This window comes from Nitratidesulfovibrio sp. D1 (genome assembly GCF_051133415.1).
In the GTDB taxonomy this organism is placed as follows: domain Bacteria; phylum Desulfobacterota; class Desulfovibrionia; order Desulfovibrionales; family Desulfovibrionaceae; genus Cupidesulfovibrio.
Genome location: NZ_JBPGNZ010000008.1, coordinates 45,977 through 66,448, shown reverse-complemented (window position 1 = coordinate 66,448; position 20,472 = coordinate 45,977). Strand labels below are relative to the sequence as shown.

The 20,472-nt window shown below is 69.0% G+C and carries 14 protein-coding genes and 1 tRNA gene; 9 read left to right on the top strand and 6 right to left on the bottom strand.

Annotated features, from left to right (window positions below):
• Nucleotides 1–26: 26 nt before the first annotated feature.
• The gene (locus ACR4XJ_RS15075; protein ID WP_434755982.1) at nucleotides 27–1,229 is read left to right on the top strand and encodes a M20 metallopeptidase family protein; all 1,203 of its coding nucleotides are present in this window, start codon (nucleotides 27–29) and stop codon (nucleotides 1,227–1,229) included.
• A 199-nt stretch (nucleotides 1,230–1,428) separates the two neighbouring features.
• Nucleotides 1,429–1,851 (top strand): FKBP-type peptidyl-prolyl cis-trans isomerase, encoded by a 423-nt coding sequence (locus ACR4XJ_RS15070; protein WP_434755981.1) that lies wholly within the window; start codon nucleotides 1,429–1,431, stop codon nucleotides 1,849–1,851.
• 309 nt (nucleotides 1,852–2,160) lie between these two features.
• Here ACR4XJ_RS15070 and ACR4XJ_RS15065 read toward each other — a convergent pair whose 3' ends face one another.
• From ACR4XJ_RS15065 to ACR4XJ_RS15045, 5 genes are all read right to left on the bottom strand, one after another.
• Entirely contained in the window at nucleotides 2,161–3,774 is a 1,614-nt protein-coding gene (locus tag ACR4XJ_RS15065) for a sensor domain-containing diguanylate cyclase (protein ID WP_434755980.1), read from the bottom strand.
• A gap of 314 nt (nucleotides 3,775–4,088) precedes the next feature.
• Nucleotides 4,089–6,395, bottom strand: a complete 2,307-nt coding sequence (feoB, locus tag ACR4XJ_RS15060; RefSeq protein ID WP_434755979.1) for a ferrous iron transport protein B — start codon at nucleotides 6,393–6,395, stop codon at nucleotides 4,089–4,091.
• A gap of 2 nt (nucleotides 6,396–6,397) precedes the next feature.
• Nucleotides 6,398–6,655 (bottom strand): FeoA family protein, encoded by a 258-nt coding sequence (locus ACR4XJ_RS15055; RefSeq protein ID WP_333506134.1) that lies wholly within the window; start codon nucleotides 6,653–6,655, stop codon nucleotides 6,398–6,400.
• 123 nt (nucleotides 6,656–6,778) lie between these two features.
• Nucleotides 6,779–6,979 (bottom strand): hypothetical protein, encoded by a 201-nt coding sequence (locus ACR4XJ_RS15050; protein ID WP_434755978.1) that lies wholly within the window; start codon nucleotides 6,977–6,979, stop codon nucleotides 6,779–6,781.
• Nucleotides 6,980–7,109: 130 nt separating this feature from the next.
• Nucleotides 7,110–7,358: a FeoA family protein gene (locus ACR4XJ_RS15045; protein WP_434755977.1), complete on the bottom strand. Its 249-nt coding sequence runs from the start codon at nucleotides 7,356–7,358 to the stop codon at nucleotides 7,110–7,112.
• A 390-nt stretch (nucleotides 7,359–7,748) separates the two neighbouring features.
• Here ACR4XJ_RS15045 and ACR4XJ_RS15040 point away from each other — a divergent pair, with 390 nt between their 5' ends.
• From ACR4XJ_RS15040 to ACR4XJ_RS15030, 3 genes are all read left to right on the top strand, one after another.
• Nucleotides 7,749–8,981, top strand: a complete 1,233-nt coding sequence (locus ACR4XJ_RS15040; RefSeq protein ID WP_434755976.1) for a M20 family metallopeptidase — start codon at nucleotides 7,749–7,751, stop codon at nucleotides 8,979–8,981.
• 66 nt (nucleotides 8,982–9,047) lie between these two features.
• Nucleotides 9,048–10,172 (top strand): ABC transporter ATP-binding protein, encoded by a 1,125-nt coding sequence (locus ACR4XJ_RS15035; RefSeq protein WP_434755975.1) that lies wholly within the window; start codon nucleotides 9,048–9,050, stop codon nucleotides 10,170–10,172.
• Nucleotides 10,173–10,535: 363 nt separating this feature from the next.
• A complete protein-coding gene (locus ACR4XJ_RS15030; protein ID WP_035065830.1) occupies nucleotides 10,536–11,186 on the top strand; it encodes a response regulator in 651 nt (216 codons plus the stop codon).
• 163 nt (nucleotides 11,187–11,349) lie between these two features.
• On the opposite strand, the gene ACR4XJ_RS15025 is transcribed toward ACR4XJ_RS15030, so the two are convergent.
• Nucleotides 11,350–12,210 carry an Hpt domain-containing protein gene (locus ACR4XJ_RS15025; RefSeq protein WP_434755974.1) on the bottom strand — a complete coding sequence of 287 codons (861 nt, stop codon included), beginning with the start codon at nucleotides 12,208–12,210 and terminating at the stop codon, nucleotides 11,350–11,352.
• A 223-nt stretch (nucleotides 12,211–12,433) separates the two neighbouring features.
• Here ACR4XJ_RS15025 and ACR4XJ_RS15020 point away from each other — a divergent pair.
• From ACR4XJ_RS15020 to ACR4XJ_RS15005, 4 genes are all read left to right on the top strand, one after another.
• Nucleotides 12,434–12,520: transfer RNA gene (locus ACR4XJ_RS15020), tRNA-Leu, on the top strand.
• A gap of 234 nt (nucleotides 12,521–12,754) precedes the next feature.
• A complete protein-coding gene (locus ACR4XJ_RS15015) occupies nucleotides 12,755–14,542 on the top strand; it encodes a helix-turn-helix transcriptional regulator (RefSeq protein WP_434755973.1) in 1,788 nt (595 codons plus the stop codon).
• Nucleotides 14,543–14,980: 438 nt separating this feature from the next.
• Complete coding sequence (locus ACR4XJ_RS15010) at nucleotides 14,981–17,833, top strand: inverse autotransporter beta domain-containing protein (RefSeq protein WP_434755972.1); 2,853 nt, start codon at nucleotides 14,981–14,983, stop codon at nucleotides 17,831–17,833.
• Between the two features lie 713 nt (nucleotides 17,834–18,546).
• Nucleotides 18,547–20,466: a hypothetical protein gene (locus ACR4XJ_RS15005; protein ID WP_434755971.1), complete on the top strand. Its 1,920-nt coding sequence runs from the start codon at nucleotides 18,547–18,549 to the stop codon at nucleotides 20,464–20,466.
• Nucleotides 20,467–20,472: the final 6 nt, after the last annotated feature.

Genomic DNA, 20,472 nt, shown 5'->3' with positions numbered 1-20,472 from the left:
TCACGACCCGCGCGGCAGGAGCACCCATGGATTCCCTTTCCGACCGCATCCGCGCGGCCGCACCGCATATCGTGGAGGTGCGCCGCCGCCTGCACCGCATCCCCGAAACCGGCTTCAACGAGGTGCGCACCGCCGCCCTTGTGGCCGGTGAACTGGCCGCGCTGGGCCTGCCCGTGCGCACCGGCATCGCGGGCACCGGGGTCACCGCCCTGCTCGATTCCGGGCGGCCCGGCCCCACGGTGATGCTGCGCGCCGACATGGACGCGCTGCCCATCCCCGAGGCCACGGGGCTGGACTACGCCTCGGAGCACCCCGGCTGCATGCACGCCTGCGGGCACGACATGCACATGGCCATGCTGCTGGGCGCGGCGCGGGTGCTCGCGGCCCTGTCCGCCGAAAACCCCGCCGCCCTGCGCGGACGCATCCTGTTCTTGTTCCAGCCCGCCGAGGAAGGCCCCGGCGGGGCGCAGCCCATGATCGATGCGGGCGTGCTGGACGACCCCAGGGTGGACGTGTGCCTTGGCGCGCATGTCTGGCCGGAAATTCCCGCCGGTTTCGTCGGGGTGAAGCCCGGCCCGCTCATGGCGGCCATGGACCGCTTCGAACTGACCGTGCTGGGCAGGGGCGGCCACGCCGCCAACCCGCACCTGTGCGTGGACGCGCTGGAAACGGCCGCGCAGGTGGTGGGCGCGCTGCAACGGGTGGTCAGCCGCATGACCAGCCCGCTGGAACCGGTCATCCTGACCATCGGCGAACTGCACGCGGGCACCGCGTACAACGTCATCCCCGGCGAGGCGCGCATGGCGGGCACGGTGCGGGCCTTCGCGCCCGAAGTGCGCAACCTGTGGGAGCAGCGCATTAATCAGGTGGCGGGCGGGGTGTGCGCGGCCATGGGCGCGACGCACCGGCTGGACTTCAGGTGGTGCCACCCGGCGGTGATCAACGACCCGCGCGCGGCCGCCCTGGTGCGCCGGGCCGCGCTGGACGCCGTGGGCCCGGCCCGGGTCATGGAGCCCGTGCCCACCATGGGCGGCGAGGACTTTTCCATGTTCCTGCAACGCGTGCCGGGGTGCTTCTTCTTCGTGGGCTGCGGGGGGCCGGGCGTGGCCCCGGTGCACAACCCGGCCTTCGCCCCGGACGAATCCTGCCTGCCCGTGGGCACGGAGGTGCTCTGCCGGGCCGCCGTGCAGTTGTGCGCCGGGTGGGACGTGCCGCAGGCCGGGGCGTAGCCCGGCGGCCGGGCGCGCCGCCTGCCCCCCGCGCGAAACGCCGCGCATGTGACGCATCCCCCAGCCACCGAATAATCTTTGACTTTCCGCACGGGGCGGGCGATGGTCCACGGGTCTGCCCGGCCGCGGCGGCCGTTGCCGCCCCATCCGATTCCGGCTGGCGGGCGTCCATCACAGATTCTCCCCCAAGGAGCCCCCAATGGCACTCAAGAACGGCGATACCGTCCGCGTCCACTATACCGGCACGCTGGACGACGGCACCGAGTTCGATTCCTCGCGCGACCGCGAACCGCTGGAATTCACCCTGGGCGAAGGCATGCTCATCCCCGGCTTCGAGAAGGCCGTGCTGGGCCTTGGCAAGGGCCAGTCGGTGAAGATCACCATTCCCGCCGACGAAGCCTACGGCGAACACGTGGAAGAAATGGTCATCACCGTGCCGCGCGACCAGGTGCCCCCGCATATCGAGCCCGAGGTGGGCCTGATGCTGCAACTCATGACCGACGACGGCGAGCTTGACGTCACCGTCACCGACGTCACCGAAGAGCACGTCACCCTCGACGCCAACCACCCCCTGGCCGGCGAAGACCTGACCTTCGACATCGAGTTGATCGAAATCTGCTAGGGGCTGTCTCCAAATCGTCCTTTCGCCCGTTGGCATCGTCAAACTTCGCCTGCCATGTCGGTCGAATACGATAAGAGCGCGCTGCGGTCCTCAGCCGTAAGGCTCGCAAGCTCGCCTAACGGCTGAGGCATACTCCCTCATGGCAGGCTCGTTTTCCTTGCCAACGAACGAAAACCCTCATTTGGAAACAGCCCCTAGGGACCGCCGCCCCGGCCCCGAATACGTGAACGGATACGCGAACGGCGCCCCCCTGACGGGAGCGCCGTTTTTGCATTTCGTTGTCGCCTGAACAGCCGCGCAGGCGTGGTGTCAGTCCCTGTCCGGGGGCTCCGCATCCGTCCTTTCCACCGGGTCCTCCGGCGCGGGGTGAACCGTTTCCTCCCACAGCACCACCCGGTTGCGGCCCGCCTGCTTGGCCCGGTACAGCGCGTGGTCGGCCCTGGCCAGCAGGTCCTCCAGCGGTCCGGAGCCATGGCGGGGCACGGCGGCAAGCCCCGCCACCCCCACGCTGATGGCCACCGGCACCGGCATGCCCCCCTGGCGCAGGTCGATGCGCTCCACGTTGCGGCGGATGCGCTCGGCCAGGGCCATGGCCCGGACGGCGTCGGTGTTGGGCGCGATGATGGCGAATTCCTCGCCGCCCATGCGCACCACGAAATCGGACGAGCGCACCGTGGACATGATGATGGCGGCCAGCCTGCGCAACACCTCGTCGCCGGTGGCGTGCCCGTGCACGTCGTTGATGTGCTTGAAGTGGTCCAGGTCCAGCATCAGGCACGCGCACGGCTGCCCGGCCCGGCGGCAGATGCCCACGACGCGGGCGCCCTCCTCGGCCAGCAGGCGGCGGTTGGCCAGCCCGGTCAGGTCGTCCGTGCCGGAAAGGCGCTCCAGCTCTCCCACGTGGATGCCGATGCGCTCGGCCATGCGGCAGAAGTTGCGGTACAGCCGTTCCAGTTCCGGGGTCATCTGCGCGGCGTCCAGGCCCGGGCAGGCGTTGCCGTATTCGCCCGCCATGATCCGCTCGGACATGGCGGATATGCGTTCGATGGGCTCGGTGACGCGCCGCGCGAGGCGCAGCAGGAAGGGCGTGAGCACGGCCATGGTCAGGCCGGACACCGCCAGCAGAAGCAGCAGCAGGCGGTGCATGTCGCCCAGCACGTCGGACACGGCGCGCTCCTGCACCAGCAGCCATTCGCCGTTCTTGAGCGGCAGCCCCATCCCCAGCACCCGGTGGCCGTCGCGGTTGAGATAGGGAACCGGGCCGTCGATGGCCGTGCTGTCCGCGGGCAGCGGAATGGCCGGTGTGCCTTCCGGGGCCAGCAGGGGCAGGCCGGTGGCGGCCTCCACCAGGAAAGGGGGGTCCACCGGGGTGCGCCGCAGGCTGCTGACCATCTCGTGCAGCGCGTCGATGCGCACCGCGCCGAAGACCAGCCCCGCGAAGTCGCCCTGCGGGTTCATCACCGGGGACGAGAAGATCACGATGGCCTTGCCCGAGGTGCGCCCCACCAGCGCCCGCGAGATGAACGGCTGCCCCTGGCGCGCCCGCAGGAAGTATTCGCGGTCGGAAAGGTCCACCCCGCCCTCGGGCGTGTCGAAGTCGACCACCGTGCGCCCGTCCGCGTCCACGTAGACCAGCGACCGGAAGTCGCCGTGCGCGTCGAGAAAGGCGTGAAAATCGCGCGTCATGGCGGGCAGGTCCACACGGCGCACCGCATCGGTGCGGGACACGTGCACCACGTCGGCCAGGCGGTAGCCCAGCCAGCGCTCCACGTCGAAACGGTGATGGCGCAGTTCCGCATGCATCTCGCGCTGGGCCCTGTTCAGCCCTTCGGTGCGCAGCACGCCGTAGAACGCCGCCAGCGAGAGGGCGCAGGATGAGCAGCAGCGAATAGAACCTGAGTTGCGCCTTGATGGTACGGCCACGCCGCATGGCGTCAGTCCCCCCGATGGCCCGTGGGCCGTTCGGCTTGTCCCCCGCGTCCCCGGCCCATGCCGGTCCGATGCCGGGCTTGCGCCCGGCCGCCGCCGCGCGCGGCACGCCCCCCGGCGTGCCGCGCATGATGAAGGCCCCGCCAATGTAAACGGCGAGATACAGGTACGCAAGCGGACGCCGACGCGGGGGGGATGCCCGGCGTGGCCGGACGCCCCGCCAAACGCGAACGAGGCGCCCTTGGGGGGCGCCTCGTGTGGTTGCGGATGAGCGCGGATGATGCGCGCGCGGACTGGGCCCGCCGGGGCTACCCCCCGGCCAGCATGGAGGTGCCGATCTGGTAGACGGCCACCGCGAGGCCGAAGGCCAGGATGGTGCTGAACACGGTGCTGAAGATGGCCCAGCGCCACGAGCCCGATTCCTGCTTGATGGCCACCACGGTGACGAAGCAGGGGGCGTACAGCAGCACGAAGACCATCAGCGCGGCGGCCACGGCCGGGGTCCAGTGCGGGTCGGCCTTGATGCGTTCGGCCAGCGGCGCGGCGTCCTCGGCGTCCACCTCGCCCAGCGAGTAGGCCGTGCCGAGGGTGGAGACGATGACTTCCTTGGCCGCGAAGCCGCCCACCAGGGCGATGTTGGTGCGCCAGTCGAACCCGGCCGCGCCGGTCACCGATTCCAGGGCGATGCCCACGCGGCCCGCGATGGAGTATTCCAGGCCCGCGGCGGCTTCCTCGGCGTCGATGGCGGCAAGCTGCGCCTCGAACGGATCCTCTTCCTCGCCTTCGGCGGCGGCTTCACCGGCTTCGTCGGCGGCTTCGGCGCCAGCCTCGGCGGCGGGAGCCTCGGCCACGGCCTCGCCGGGGGCGGCCTCGTCCGCGGCTTCCGCACCGGCGGCTTCCGCCGCTTCCTTCTGGGCGGTGACGGCGGCGCGCTGCTCCTCGAACGCGGCGGTGCGGTCCTCCGGCAGCTGCGGGAAGGTCATGGCCGCCCACAGCAGGATGGAGATGGCCAGAATGACGGTACCGGCCTTCTTGATGTACTGCCAGGTGCGCTCCCAGGTGTGGATGAGGATGCCGCGCAGGGTGGGCAGGCGGTACGGGGGCAGTTCCATGACGAAGGGGGTGGATTCGCCCTTGATCACCGTGGAGCGCAGCAGGCGCGAGACGATGAGCGCCATGCCCCAGCCCAGCAGGGTGAGGGCGAACATGGCCTGGGCCTCCTGATCGGAGAAGAACACGCCCACGAACAGGATGAACACCGGCAGCTTGGCGCCGCAGGTCATGAACGGCGCGGTGAGGATGGTGGCCAGCCGCTCGCGCGGGCTGCGCAGGGTGCGCGCGGCCATGACGCCGGGCACGGCGCAGCCGCCCGCGATGCCGCCGGACACGATGTAGGGCATCACCGAGCAGCCGTGCAGGCCGAACAGCCGGAACACCCGGTCCAGCATGTAGGCCACGCGGGCCATGTAGCCGGAGTCCTCGAGGAAGGCGATCATCATGAACATGAGCATGATCAGCGGCACGAAGCCCATGACCCCGCCCACGCCGTCGATGATGCCCGAGACCACCAGCGACTTCAGCAGCCCGTCGGGCAGCGCGGCCGATGCCGTCTCGTTCAGCCAGCCGAAGAAGGCTTCCACCCAGCCCATGGGATATTCGCCGATGGCGAAGGTGATTTCGTAGATGCCGTACAGCACGGCCAGCATGATCACCGGACCCAGCAGGCGGTGGGTGAGCACGCGGTCCATGCGGTCGGAGGCGGCGAGACGCTCCGAAAGTTCGTCGTGGCGGGCCAGCACGCCCTGGCGCAGCACACCGGAAATGTAGCCGTAGCGGTAGTCGGCGATGACGGCTTCGGGGTAGCTGTTCAGGGTGGCTTCCAGGTGGCGGGCCACCTCGGCGGTCATGGCTTCCAGTTCGGCGGCCAGCGGCCCTGCGGCGCGGCCCATGGCGCGGATGTCCTCGTCGCTTTCCAGGTACTTCAGGGCCACCCAGCGGGCCGGGTACTTGTCGGTAAGGAACCGGGCGGCCTCGATGCGCTCGACCATGCGGGCCAGCACGGGGTCGAGGTCCGGACCGTAGGAAATCTCCAGCGGCTTCCAGGGGGTGCCGCGCCTGGCGTCGCCGTGGCCGACGGCGGCGGACAGCAGGTCCTTCAAACCTTCGCCGGTGCGGGCCACGGTTTCCACCACGGGCAGGTCCAGCAGTTGCGACAGGCGCGCGGTATCGATGCGCAGGCCCTGCTTGCGGGCCTCGTCGATCATGTTCAGGCCGAGCGCCACGGGAATGCCCAGTTCCATCAGCTGTACGGCCAGGTACAGGTTGCGCTCCAGCGCGCCCGCGTTGATGACGTCGATGACCACGTCGGGGCGGTCTTCCACCAGCACGCGGCGGGCCACCACTTCTTCCTGGGAATAGGCGGTGAGCGAATAGGTGCCGGGCAGGTCCACCACGCGCACTTCGCGCCCGTCCACGCGGGCGATGCCTTCCTTCTTTTCCACCGTGATGCCGGGGTAGTTGCCCACGTGCTGGCGCGAGCCGGTATACTCGTTGAACGCGGTGGTCTTGCCGGAGTTGGGGTTGCCCGCAAGGGCGACGATGACGTTGGCGGACATGGCTACTCCTGCGGACGGGGCTTGGCGTCGGTCTCGACGGCGATGTAGTCGGCCTCGTTGTTGCGCAACGAGAGGGTGAACCCCTTCAGGCGCAGGGCCACCGGGTCCATCAGGGGCGCGCGCCCCATCACCTCGATCTCCGCGCCGGGGATCAGCCCCATGTCGCGGATGCGCCGCCCCATCTCGCCGTGCGCGCTCACCGTGGCGATGCGCGCCCGCTGGCCCACGGCCAGTTGCCGCAGGGGAATGGTTTTGCCCATCTTCGTGTCTCCTCCTCGCTGTGCGAGGGCTGGCTGCCCCCGCGAAATTGAAAATCTTTCTCATCAATCGGTGTTAAAAAAAGGCGCGACCCGAGGGCCGGCCATCTCCAGCTCTTTTCGCCGCTACTTGCCGCAGCCGCAGGAGTCGCCGGGCTTGGAGGCGTTGTGCCCCCCGCCGCCGCAGCAGCCCGAACCACCCGAGCCGCCCGAACCGCCGGAGCAGCCGCAACCGCACCCGCCCGACTTGCGGAACAGGTACCGCCACGCGACATACCCTGCCGCCGCCAGCACGATGGCGACGACTACGAGGGTGTCCCAACTCATTGCATTCTCCTTTTCGATGACCGTGGCGGGAACGCGCCATCGGCGCCGGGCTCGGCGTCCGTCAGGCACGACCCGTCAGTCACACTCCATCAAGCACAACCCGTGAGGCACAGCCGGTCAGCGCAACCCGTCAGTCGGGAACCCGCTGGGCGAGTTGCACCGGCTCGCAGTAGACGTCGCAGGCCAGGGCGTCGCCCAGCACCAGAGAGGCGTCGCGCACCCTGACGCAGCACGCGCCCGACTGCGAGCAGACTTCCAGTTCCGTGCCGGGCGTTATGCCCAGCGCACACAGCCTGCCCCGCTCGCCCTGCTTGTCGCAAAGGCGACGCACCCGGACCCGGCATCCGGCGGGAACATCACTCAGCTTGCAACAGGGCATATGCGTCTCCTTGACCTGGGGACTCCGGGGCGGCTGCCGCCGCGTCCCTTGCCTCGCCTGTACCGATACGGACACTGGCGCTGGCACGGACACGGCGCGAAAAGCAGGGCCGACGCCGGGCGTGCACGCCCGACACCCCGTTTCTGCACCTCCTGAAAATGATTGTCAAGTTCCTTCTCGATAAAACCGGCGCCTCGGTTCCGGCCAGTACGCGCTCTCCGATGGCCGCGAACCGTCGCTCCCTTCGGGGACGCCCCGGCGAACTGGACGCGCCCCGTCCGGTGCGGTAGCCTTGCGGCCCGGTTTCGATCCGGCCCTGAACCGGCGCCATCCCGCCTCTTCCGAAGCCGGGGCGCGCCGCCCATCATTTTCTCCAGGAGCCCATGTCCCATGCCCCAGTCCGCAGCCGACCCCGCTGCCACCCCCGCCCGGTTCGCGGAGCAGGCCCGCGCCTGCCTGCCGTCCGGCCTGGACGGGGCCACGGCCGAAGACATCGCCGACATGGTGGCGCTGACCGCCCGGCTCATGGCCATCCGCTCCACCGCCTCGCGCCCGGCGGAGGTCGCCCGTTGCGCGGACGTCATCGCCGCCTGGCTCGCCGACAACGCAATCCCCTGCATCCGCATGGAGCACGAGGGGGTGCCCTCGCTGCTGGCGGGCAACCCCGCCCACGCCGCGCCGCTGGCCCTGCTGGTGCATTTCGACGTGGTGGACGGCGCGGACGAACTGTTCACGCCGCGCATCGACACGGCGGCCGGGGTGCTGCACGGGCGCGGGGCCATCGACGACAAGTACGCCGTGGCCCTGGCGCTGGTGCTGTGCCGCCGCTGCCTGCGCGATCTCGCGGCGCGCGGCCGGGGGCCGGAGGCCCTGCCCCTGGTGCTGGTGATCACCGGCGACGAGGAAACCGGCGGGCGCAACGGCGCGTTCCGCGCCCTGCCGCACATCCGCGCCGACTTCTGCGTGGCCCTGGACGGCGGTTCGCCAGGCTCGGTCATCGTCAAGGAAAAAGGCGTCATCGACCTAGTGCTTACGGCCAAGGGCAAAAGCGCCCACGGCGCCCGCCCGTGGCTGGGCGAAAACGCCGTGGACGCGCTGGTGCGCGACTACGAAGCGCTGAAGCCCCTCTTTCCCGGCCTGTATCCGGCACTGGCGACGCCGGGCACGCCGCCGCCCCCGCAACCGGATACTCACTGGCACCGCACCATGAACCTGGGGCTGCTGCACGCGGGCACGGCGGTGAATCAGGTGCCCGCCGAGGCCGTGGCCCATCTGGACGTGCGCTACACCGAACACGACGATCCCCACCGGATCGTGACCGACATGCGGGCCACCGTGCGGGGCGAACTGGCCGTCACCCGCCTGGAACCGCTGTTCGTCACCGGCGACACCCCGTGGCTGGACAGGCTGCTGCGCCACGCACCCGGCGCGGCCACCGGCTGCGCCCACGGGGCCAGCGACGCCCGGTTCCTGACCGACCTTTCCATGGCCGGGGTGGTCTGGGGCGCGGAAGGCGAAACCAGCCAGCACACCGACAGCGAACACCTGCTGATCCCCAGCCTGGCGCCGGTGTACGAAGCCCTGCTGGCCCTGGCGCGGGAAGCGGCGGAGACGGGGGCGTAGCCCCGCGCCGCGACGGCGACATCATCAGAAGAAACAGTTACAGGCGGAAACAGCCACAGGCCAGACATGACCGACACCACCAGCATCCCCACCGCCGGGCGTCTGCCCGACCACCCCGCCGGACAGTTATTATTGGATGTGCGCGACCTGACCGTGGAATTTCCCGGCCGCGCCGAAGCCGACGGACAGCCGGGCGCTCCCCTGCGCGCCGTGGCGGGAATATCCTTTTCCATAGAGCCGGGGCGGACGTTGTGCCTGGTGGGCGAATCGGGCTGCGGCAAGAGCATGACCGCCCTGGCCCTGCTGCGCCTGGTGCCGGAACCGGGCCGCATCGCCGCCGGGTCGGTACGGCTGGAGGGGCGCGACCTGCTGCCCCTGCCGGAGCAGGACATGCGCGGGGTGCGCGGACGCAGCATTTCAATGATCTTTCAGGAGCCCATGACCTCGCTGAACCCGGTGTTCCGGGTGGGCGAGCAGATCGCCGAGGGGTTGCGGCTGCATCTCGGGCTTTCCCGGTCCCAGGCGGCGGCGCGCGCCGTGGACCTGCTGCGGCAGGTGGGCATCCCCTCGCCGGAACTGCGCGCCCGCGACTTTCCGCACCAGATGAGCGGGGGCATGCGCCAGCGGGTGATGATCGCCATGGCCCTGGCCTGCGATCCGCGCCTGCTCATCGCCGACGAGCCCACCACCGCGCTGGACGTGACCATCCAGCGCCAGATACTGCGCCTGATGCGCGACCTGGCGGCCCGCCGGGGCGCAGCGGTGCTGCTGATAACCCACGACCTGGGCGTCGTGGCGGAAACCGCCGACCACGTGGCGGTGATGTATGCCGGGCGGATCATGGAGTACGCGCCGGTCGGCGAATTCTTCGCGCGGCCGCTGCATCCCTATGCCCAGGGGCTGATGCGCTCGGTGCCGCAGGCGGTTTCCGGCCCGCGCGCCGAACGGCTGTCGGCCATTCCGGGCACGGTGCCGCCGCTGTGGGCGCTGCCCTCCGGCTGCACCTTCCGCGACCGCTGCCCGCACGCCTTCGCCCGGTGCGCCGAACAGGAGCCGCCCCTGCTTGCCGTGCCGCCGGAGGTCGAGCCCTCCGCCATGGCGGCCCCCCACCCTGACGGTGCGGCACCCGCGCACGGCGTGCGCTGCTGGCTGCATGCCCCGTCCGCGCCGGACACGCCAAAGGCGCCCTGACCCGGCCATGATCGGGTCAGGTCATGGTCGGGCTGACGCGCAGGGGCCGGACATGCCCCTGCCCGCCATGCCGGACGATGCCGCCCCCGCAGTGCGCCCCCCGTGCATCCACAGAGGGCCGGAACGCGCCATGCACACTCCCCGTGCCGCATGCCATGGCACAGCAGCGCACAGGCGTGCCGCTTCGCTGTCGGCCGCATTGCGGTGGCGCTGCCGTGCAGGCCCTACCATGCGCTACCCACCCTACGTTATAATGGGGAATAACCCTACTGCGACGAAAGCAGGTTTACAATTCCACCGGGGGCACATATAACGTACCGTGTTATTTTCAGACCAGCCACATCATAGTCAAAGGCTGCCGACATGTCGAAAACCGTTGTGCTCGTCGAAGACCTTGATATCGTCCGTGAGGGGTTGAAGGCCCTGCTCGGGGCGTATCCCGCGTTCACCATCGTGGGAGAAGCCCCGGACGGCATCCAGGCCCTGAAAATCGTTGAAAAGCACATGCCGGATATCGTGCTCATGGACCTGACGCTGCCGCTCATGGACGGCACGGAGGCCATCCGCGAGATCAAGCGGCGCTGCGAGCGCACCAAGGTCCTCGCGCTGACCGCGCACAAGAAGGACAGCCTGATCTACCGCACCCTCAGCGCGGGGGCCGACGGCTACGTGCTGAAGAACGTCTCCAGCGACATCCTGGTGCAGGCCATGGAGACGGTGCTGTCCGGACGGCGGTACATCAGCCCCGAAATCTCCGAACTGCTCATCGAGGACTTCCTGCGCCACGGCCGCCGCGAAAGCGGGTCGCTGCTCGACCTGTTGAGCGACCGCGAAAAGCAGGTGCTGAAGCTGGTGGCCGAGGGCCACGGCAACAAAATGATCGCCGACAAGCTGTGCATCAGCCACAAGACCGTGGAAAAGCACAAGGCCAACCTGAAGCGCAAGCTGGGTGCCGACAGCACGGCCGAACTGGTCAGCTTCGCCATCGAGCACGGGCTGACCGTCACGCCCTGACCGTTATGCCTTGACCGTCCGTCAGACCGTCAGGTCGGGGCATCGACGAAGGCCGCCAAAAGACCAGCGAAACGCATCGACGGGCCGGACTCCCATGAGGGGTCCGGCCCGTCGATGCGTTTCGCTGGCGCGTTTCGCCTGCACGTTTTGTCGATACGTTTCGCTATGCCGTGGAGAGGCCATGTGCCCCGGCCGGGTCCGCCACGGTGGCCAGCGCGGTCACGGCGGCCCGCAGCCAGGCCAGGATATCGGCCGCGGCACCGGTCTCACCGGTCTGCGCGGCCCTTTCCAGGGCTGCCGCGCAGGCGGCGCATTCCGGCATGGCATAGTTGGCCGCCATGCCGCGCAGGGTGTGCCCCACGCGGGCCAGCAGCACCAGGTCGCCCGCGTGCAGCGCATTGTCGGCCTGAACGGCAAGCGCCTCGGCGGTACGCCGCACGCCGGGCAGGAGAGGGCGCAGTATTTCGGGCATACCTGCGGCCATGGCCGCCCCCGAAAGCCGGTGGCCGCGCGGCAGTCCGGTTTCGGCCACGCGATGCAACTGGCCGCGGCGGGCCAGCGCCAGCGCCACGTCAGCCAGATCCACGCGGCCAGGTGCATCGCCCCGCCCGACGGAAACGCCGTCCCCGTCAACATCGCGGGGGCGCACCTCGGCCACCGGGGCATCGCCCCAGCCATGCGGCACGGGAATGTCCGTACCGGCAAACCGCACCACCAGCCGCGAGGCCGAGGCCGCATCTCCACCGGCGTGCCCCATGGCGGCATCCGCCGCCGGGCACCCGGCATGCGGGCGCGCCCCCGGCAACAGCCGGGTCACCTGGCCTGCCAGGGCGTCACGCACGGCCGGGCGCTCGTCCAGCACCAGCACGAGGGGGTGTCCCGTGCCGGTGGCGGGCTGTCGCGCGCCCCGGCCATCCGGCGGGCCTTCGTGTTCCTTTTCCACTTCCGGCGCATCCGCACCGGCATCCATCGCATCCATTTGATAGGGGGACGGCGTGTCACCGTCCTCCATGGCCTTGGGCATCGTGTCTCCTCTCCCCCGGCGTGCAGGGCGACGCTGCGCCCATGCCCGCACCCGTGCTATCGGCAGGCATGAGCCATTGCCTTAGCCCTCACCCGCAGGCAAGTATTTTTCCGCGCCCGCCAACGGCGTCCGGCTTCCCGAAGCCCGCGCCGGCCAGGATTCGCAAGGTTTTTGAAAAAAACGCTTGCCAACCTCCCGGCGTTTGGCTAGAAGACCCTCCTGCGCCGAAGTGGTGGAATTGGTAGACACGCTAGGTTCAGGGTCTAGTGGGGGTTCCCCCGTGGGAGTTCGACTCTCCCCTTCGGCACCATCGACGGTAAAGGTCCCGGCATTCGCCGGGACCTTTCTGCGTTTTCAGGCCAAGGCACCCGCCCGGCCGCTCCACCGGTCCATTCCATCCGGGGCGCATCCGTCCCTGTCTCCCGCACCTTTTCCCCCTTGCGCCGACAGCGTTTGAACATCTCTAAACGCGTTGCCGCAAACCGCAAAATCATGCATGCAGAAGAGGGATTCCATTCAATGGAACAGTGCCGAGGGGAGTGCCATGCCGTTTTCCGTGGATCGCCAGCCGTTGCGCTCCGCCGCCATGCTGCTGCGCGGCGGCGTGGGGCTGGGGGTCTCCATCGCCTGCATGTGGTACCTCATGCGGGCGGGCTTGCTGCGCGCCCACCTGCCACAGATACTGGCCCTGCCGGAGAACGCCGGCGAATGGATGATGCCCATGGCCATCGCCGCCATGCTGGCCTGCGCCCGCGGCATTGCCCTGCTGCCGCGCGCCACGCGCCTGTCGCGGGTGCATGACGCGGCCCTGGCCGCGCTGTTGTTGCCTCTTGTGGGCCTGATGCCGGGCCTCGGCCTGCACGGCACGGGCATCGGCCTGCTGTTCGGCACGCTGGCCGTGGCGGGCGCCGCCCTGCTCCTCCACGGCTGGGGCCTGCGCCTGGCCGCCCTGTCCGGCCTGGACGCCGCGCTCTGCTTCGCCATGGCCGCCGTCGTGGCGGAATCGGTGCTGGCCCTGTCCCTTTCCGGCCTGGGCGGCGAGACCGCCTGGCTGGCCCTGGGAGTGGGCCTGCCCATGCTCTCCCGGCTGCTGCTGGGCAACCTTACCCTGCCCGAGGCCACCGGCGGCAGAGCCCCCGCCCCCCTGCGGCCACTGCCCGCCTCGCTGCTGGCGGCCCTGTTCCTGGCCAGCGCGGCATGCGGCCTGTTCTATCAGTTGTTGGACCAACTGCCCCCGGAAAGCGACGCCACGGTCATGGCCTCCAGCGCGGTGTTCTGCGGGGTGGCCTTGTGCGCGGCCATCCTGTTGCGCGTCCAGCCCTCGGTGGCGCCGCGCCACCTGTTCCGGCTGGCCCTGCCGCTGCTGGGGCTGGGCTTCGCCACGCTGATGCTGCTCGGCCAGCGCATGCCGCGCGTACCCATGTTCATCCAGCTTGCGGGCAGCGCGCTGCTGGACGTGTTCATGTACGCCTCGCTGCTGCACAGCGCGGGCCTGCACGCCGGACGCAACCGCGCGCGCATCGTGGCCCTGTACTGGGCGCTGCTGTTCGGCTCGCAGTGGGCGGGCAGCCTGCTGTTCCTCGGGCTCGGCATGCTGCTGCCGCAGGACATCGCCCACATCCAGGTGCTTTCGCTGGCGGCGGTGTGCGCCATCATCTCCATCATGCTGGTGGTGCGGCCCGACCCGGCCACCTACATGGGCTGGCGGCTGCCCGGCCATGTGCCGGACCATGCCGGAGCGGAAGCCGGGGCCGTCTGCTCCGACAACGACGCCGAGTGCGACGACGATGCCGCCCTGCGGACCATCCTTTCCGACCTTTCCGGCGGGGCGGCGGGCACAACGCCGCCCGCCTCCGCGCCGTCCGCGCCCGCCGCCGCAGGGGGACGCCACGCGCCGGTGCCGGTGGGCGCGGACGGCGCGGAACTGCCGGTGCCCCGTCAGCTCGGCCTGCACGGCGCGGGCCGCCCGGCCGACGCCCCCGTTCCTGCTCCCGCGCCCGCCACGCCGCCGCTCCCCCCGAATCCCCCCCACGGACCGTCATCCCGGCCCGCCATGCTCAGCGAAGCGGCCCCGCGCACCTATCCGTCGGCCCCACCCGCGGAATGCCTGGCCGATTCCCTGCGCCGCATGGGGCTGACCCGGCAGCAGGTGGCCGTCACCCTGCTGCTGGCGGACCACCACAGCGGCCCCGAGATCTGCGACCGGCTGAACATCTCGTACAACACCCTGAAGACCCACGTGCGCAACATCTACCGGCAACTCGGCGTGGGCAACCAGCAGGAATTGCGCAACGCCGTCACGCGGTTCGACCCGGCCGGCCCCGACAGTTGAACCATCCGCACGACTCCGGCGGGTGAAGTCGGCCATCCGGCGACCATCCCCTTTCGCGCAATGCCTTGCGCATAACGGCCAGCCCATGGCCTTGCGCATTCACCACCCTAAAGATCACCCGAAAGATCACCCGCCGCAACTCCGGCGGGTGATTGTTTTTTTTCATCACTAATCTATCATGAGCACTCCATAACGCCTCTGATACGCACAGCATCATTGCCAATGCAATCAATCGGAAACCGTTTTCCCCGTCCAAATACATCGCATAAATAAATAGAATATCCATGCAGTATTTTCAAAGATCATCCACGCAACACACAATTATAAGTCATGGATAGTAACAGTCAAAATTAAACCCTACAATAATATACCGCATTCGACTCAACAATCAATACAGTATAATTAAATCTACCATGCGTTGCCGCAACAGGAGGGGAGATGAAGAGTCAAAAACATGTACGCTCCGACACTGAACACACCCCCGACGCACACCACCAACCCCTCCGTTCCGGTGCGTTGCAGGCGCTTCTCTCCTGCCGGATCCACACGTGGACATCAGGCATGGGACGACCACACGGCAAAACCGGCGGCATCGCCCGCCCATTGTCGCGCGTGCTGGCCTACGCCCTGATCCTTTCCCTGTGCCTTCCCCTGCCATTGCCCGGCCAGGCTGCTCCACAGGACAGCGACGCCGGGGCAGCCCATGTGCTGGCCCGGCTGAACGGCCCGGAGCGCGCCAAGGCGGTGGAAGAAGCTGGTATCAAGGACGCCGCCATGCGGGCGGCAGCGGCAGCGGAGCCCTCCACTCTGTTCCGAACGGACGGCTCCGGGCCGCCTCCTGCCGATATGGCGAAACCGGACCAGACGCCGCATCAACCCACCGCCACGCCTCCGCTACACGGTGGAGCGTCCCCTCCGAAATCCTTCGCACGCATTCTGGCCGAACAGGCCGCCGCCTTCATGGGGCTACCGGTTTCCATGGATGACCCCGCCCGGATGAACCAACCGCAGGACGAGGGGTTGGGCTTTCATCAGGACGGCACGGTGCGCAAGGCGGCGCGGGATGGAACAGCGACCGGCGTCGACGGCCGGCGCGCGGTGTCCTACGCACTGCACGGCACGGGAAACGGACTGGGCATCGGCAATGCGGCCGTTCCCGGCTACGACCCGTCCGCCAACCGGTTCATCCGCCCCTCGGACCCGTTGTCCGATGGGGGCGTCCACCGAGGGTGGAGCATGGACATGGACGGGCTCGACCCGCATGGCATGGCCCTGCAACGCGCCCTGGGCCATGGCCTCGGCTTCGCCAACTCGTTCGCCGAAGCGGGCCTTTCCCAACTGACGGACGGCGGGCGCGCGCGCCTCAATTTCACCGTGGATGCCGACGGACGCCCCAACGGCGAGGGCGACCTTCTCTTTCCCCTCCACGACAGCCCGCTTACCACGGTCTTCACTCAAGCCGGGGCCCGGTCCATGTCCGGCCTCGCATCCGGAACAAGTGCAGGCCGGGGCGCCGACCGCTGGATCGGCAATCTCGGCCTTGGGCAGCGGTGGTTTCCCCAGGCCACGGACATGCAGGATTCCGGCAACTGGATGCTCGGCTACAACGCCTTTTTCGACTACGACTTCACCCGCGCCCACCAGCGTGGCGGCATCGGCGCGGAAGTTCAGTACGACTGGCTGCACCTTGCCTCCAACTACTACTACCCGCTTTCATCATGGCGCGATTCCAAGGACTTCGACGGCGATTTCATACAGGAGCGCCCCGCCGAAGGCTGGGACCTGCGGGCCAGGGGTTACCTGCCCTTCTACCGCAACGTGGCGCTTACCGGCGGTTATTCGCAATGGCATGGCGACCATGTGGGCATGTTCAGCACGAGCGATCTGGAAAAAGACCCCCGCGTATGGAGCTATGGCATCGAATACACGCCCGTTCCGCTGGTTTCCGGCTTCATCACCCAGCGGTCCACCGAACGGGGGCGCAGCGATACCGAGTTCGGCCTGCGTTTCACCTACCACTTCCAGATGCCGTGGGAGGACCAGATATCCCACAACAAGGTGGCGGAACTGCGCACGGTATCCGGCTCGCGGCATGAATTCGTCGACAGGGAAAATCGCATCATACTGGAGTACAAGGCAAAACAATCACACCGGATCGAGTACCTCGGGCCGGACGGCTCCAACGGCTTTCTGTTCCGCGTGCGCGACGGCTTTGGCAAGTACGCGGCCGGGCAAACCGTGCTCGTGACGGCGTCCGGACCGTATCTCGCGCAGGCCCAGCCCGTGCCGGACCGAACCCTGCTGGCCCGCGCCCTGGATGTTCTGGGCGAACTGGTTTCGGTAAGGACCGCCCATGCGGTAGCGCTCCTTTCCAAGACCTACATCACGGACGCGCAGGGGCAATTCCGCGTCCGGCTCGACCCCTCGGCCCCGGCGTCCACCTTCCTCACCATCGCCAGCGGCAATGTCTCGCAGACCTTTGCGGTGGCGGTCTCCGGCGGCTCTCCCGCCGAATATATCGCCATAGACTCCTTTACCAATGGCGGCCCCTTTACCGCCCAGCGCATCTCCACGGCCTCGGTAACCGTTGCCGTGAAGAACGCGGACGGATCGGACGTCGCCGACGGCACCACCGTTACCTGGAGCGTGACGGGCGCGCAGAACAACTCCCAGGCCATGGCCAGCGGCTGGGGCACCCGGAGCACCGGCCTCACCTGGGGAACCAGCGCCCCCACGGCCCTGGAGGACATGGTCATTGCAGACCTTGTGGCCACCGCCACATCGAACACGTCCGGCGGCAAGGCCACCATCCAGTTGACGGACATCGTCGGCGAACGCAACGTCACCATCCGCGCGACAGTGCATCTGGACGGAGAAGACCGCACGGTCAGCCAGGCGGTCAGTTACCCCGACGGGCCGCTGGCGGTGTTCCGAGCCCCCGCCCCCGGCCATGCCGTGTACGGCGCCTGGACTCTTGCCTACTCGCATTGCAACGGCGCTGCGTATCCCGGAGACCCCGGCACATGGACCGCTGGCGGCTACGTCGGCGGCGGCAAGCTGCCCACTGCCGCGGAATTGCATGCCGTCATGCCCGCGACATCGGGCTGGGGCTCCAACCCGGACCCCACGGGCAAGGGCGCGGCCCTGGCTGCGGGTTGGGATCACGGCTATTATTACGCCACCGGCGAGGCCCATTCCTCGGGCTACATATACGGTGTGCTCAGCAATTCAGGCGGCACCGACTCCCTCAATATCTACAGCGACCTTGTCCGCGCGGCCTGCCGCCGCTGATCGCAACGCCCCCCGCCCCGTGCCCCACCCCGCCGGAATCGCCCCGATCCGGCGCAAGGGGCACGGGGGGGCCTGCCCGCCGTCTCCCGCCTCCCGCCACGGCATCCGGCGGACCGGAACGCGCGCGGCGGGTCCTCTTGTGCCGAAAAAGGCCGACGCCACTGCACGAAGACATTGCGCGTTGCCTCCCCCAAAAATCACCCGAAATATCACCCGCCGTCGCGGCTTCGGGTGATTGTTTTTTTCCTTCCACAGGGTATGGTGGCGACACCGTTACGCTTCTCCCGCGTGCACCGCCCGGAGAACCGCGCGCCGCGCCAGTACGGCCCGGCCCTTCCGCTTGCGCGGCGTAACGGTGAGTGGTCTTTTCTCTAGAAAAGTTATAATGCGGTTGCACGCCAGCAATTCTTTGTTGCAAGGTCAGAGCCGTCATAAAAGAGGGGGGGATACGCCGGGCCGCAGGGGGGCCTTTCGGACCGGCGCATTCCGCATCATCCACACAAGCAGAACCGGACGGACACCTCACCGTCATAACCTGTCGGCGCCATTCGGCTCCGGCGGGTCATGACGAACGGCCGGGCTTGGCCCACACGGCAGGCTTGCGCCGCCACGGCGGCAAGAGCATGCGTGCGCCGCTTCTGGCCTTGCGATACGGCACGACAACCACGGGTGGCCCGCGCCACCCGGGAAACCGTAATCGGGATGGTGGTTTCATGGGTCTGCACGCCAATGCGTCCTCCACCGGGCGATTGCTCGAACTCATCCGCAAGGGCGATTCCGCGCGCCCCGCTCCCCGGCCGGAGCCGGGCTCCGGCAAGTGGAACATCCCGCTGCTGCGCCCGCTGAAGGAACGCCGCGTGCTCGGCGTGGAATGGCGCGGCCGGTGCCTGTACCTGGCGGAAAGCCGCCACGGACGCGCGGGCCTGCCGGTGTTGCAGGGGGTGCAGGCCGTCCGCATTCCCGTCGGTATCCGCCCCGGCGACGACGCCTTCTCCTCCTTCCTGCGCCAGCAGATCCTGGACTTCTGCGGCCCCGCCCCCGACCTTGAGGTGTGGGCCGCCCTGCCCGACGAACACGCCGAACACTGGCACTTCCGCATTCCCAAGGTTTCGGCCAAGGAACGCGACGACGTGGCCTTCTGGACCGCCCGCAAGGAACGCGAGTTCGACGAGCGGCAATCGGTGTTCGACTGCACCATCGGCAGCGAGATCATCGAAAAGGGCGTGCCCAAGCTGCCCGTCACCGCCACGCTGGCGGTGCGCGCGGCCCTTGGCGAGGTGCGCAACATCGTGCAGCGGGCGGGCTTCGCCCTGGCGGGCGCGGCCACGCGGGTCATCGCCTCGCACAACCTGTTCACCACCGGCTGGCTGGACCCGGCCACGGAACAGTTCGCGGTGCTGCACATCGACGAGGAATCGACCCGCATCGACATCTACTCCTCGTCCCAGGTGGTGCTGAGCCGCATGGTCAAGACCGGCTTCGCCAGCCTGGCCCGCGCCCTGGTGGAATCCACCGCCGGTACCGCCCGCCCCCTCGACGACGCCGAGGCCCGCGCCCTGCTGCTGCGCGACAGCACCTGCGGACAGTCCGCCCCGACGCAGGGCGCCACCGGCCAGCCCATGCCCGTGCCCTCCGCCCCGGCCGCCCCATCCGCCCCGCCCGCCCCACCGGCCGGACCGGTGTCCCGGCCGGTGGCCGACATCGGCGCCAGCATCGCCCCGGCCGTGGAACGCCTGGTGCGCCAGCTGGAACGCACCATGGACCACTTCGCCAACACCCTCGGCTACCCCGCCGTGTCGCGCATGTTCCTTTCCACCCCCGGCGGCTGCCTGCAACCGCTGGTGGACGAATTCGGACGTCAGGTGGGCATTCCGTGCGCGGCCCTGAACAGCCAGCGCGGCCCGGCCACGCCGGGGGCGGAACTGGACATCGCCAAGCTGCCGCCGGACTGCGCCGAAGCCCAGTGGGCCGTCGGCCTTTCGCTGTCCAGCGACGACCGCACCCAGAACTGCGTCAACACCTTCCGCGAGCGCAGGCAGGCCCGCCAGCGCGAACGCATCCGCCTGGCCGTGGCCGTGGGCAGCATGCTGGTGGTGCTGTGCACGGCGGTGTTCGCCAGCATCCAGGGCGCGGCCCTGCTTTCGGCCCGCAACGACCGCGACGCGCTGCGCCAGCAACTGACCGCCTACGGAGAAACCACCGACAAGGCCGGGCTGCTGGCCGCCTCGGCCAAGGGCAAGGCCCTGCGCCTGGCCGTGCAGTCCATGAGCCGCCGCCAGGTGTCCGTGGCCCTGCTGTCCGAACTGGCGGCCGTCACCCCGTCGGGGGTGCGCCTTTCCGGCCTGCGCCTGACGCAGCTGGACCATGCCCAGGTTTCCGGCGCGAAGGACGCCAAGGGCAGGCAGGCGCAGCAGCAGGCCAAGTCCGACGCCGCCGCCAACGCCACGGCCATGGCCGTGGTCACCGGGGTGGTCTCCGGCGACATGCTCCAGCGGGAGGCCATGCTGGCCGACTTCCTGTACCGGCTGGAACGCTCGCCCATGGTGCTTTCGGTGACGGTGGAGAAAAAGACCCCGGAAACGGGCTCCGCCACCGAATCGCTCCAGTTCATAGCCACCCTCAAACTGGTGTGACGGGCA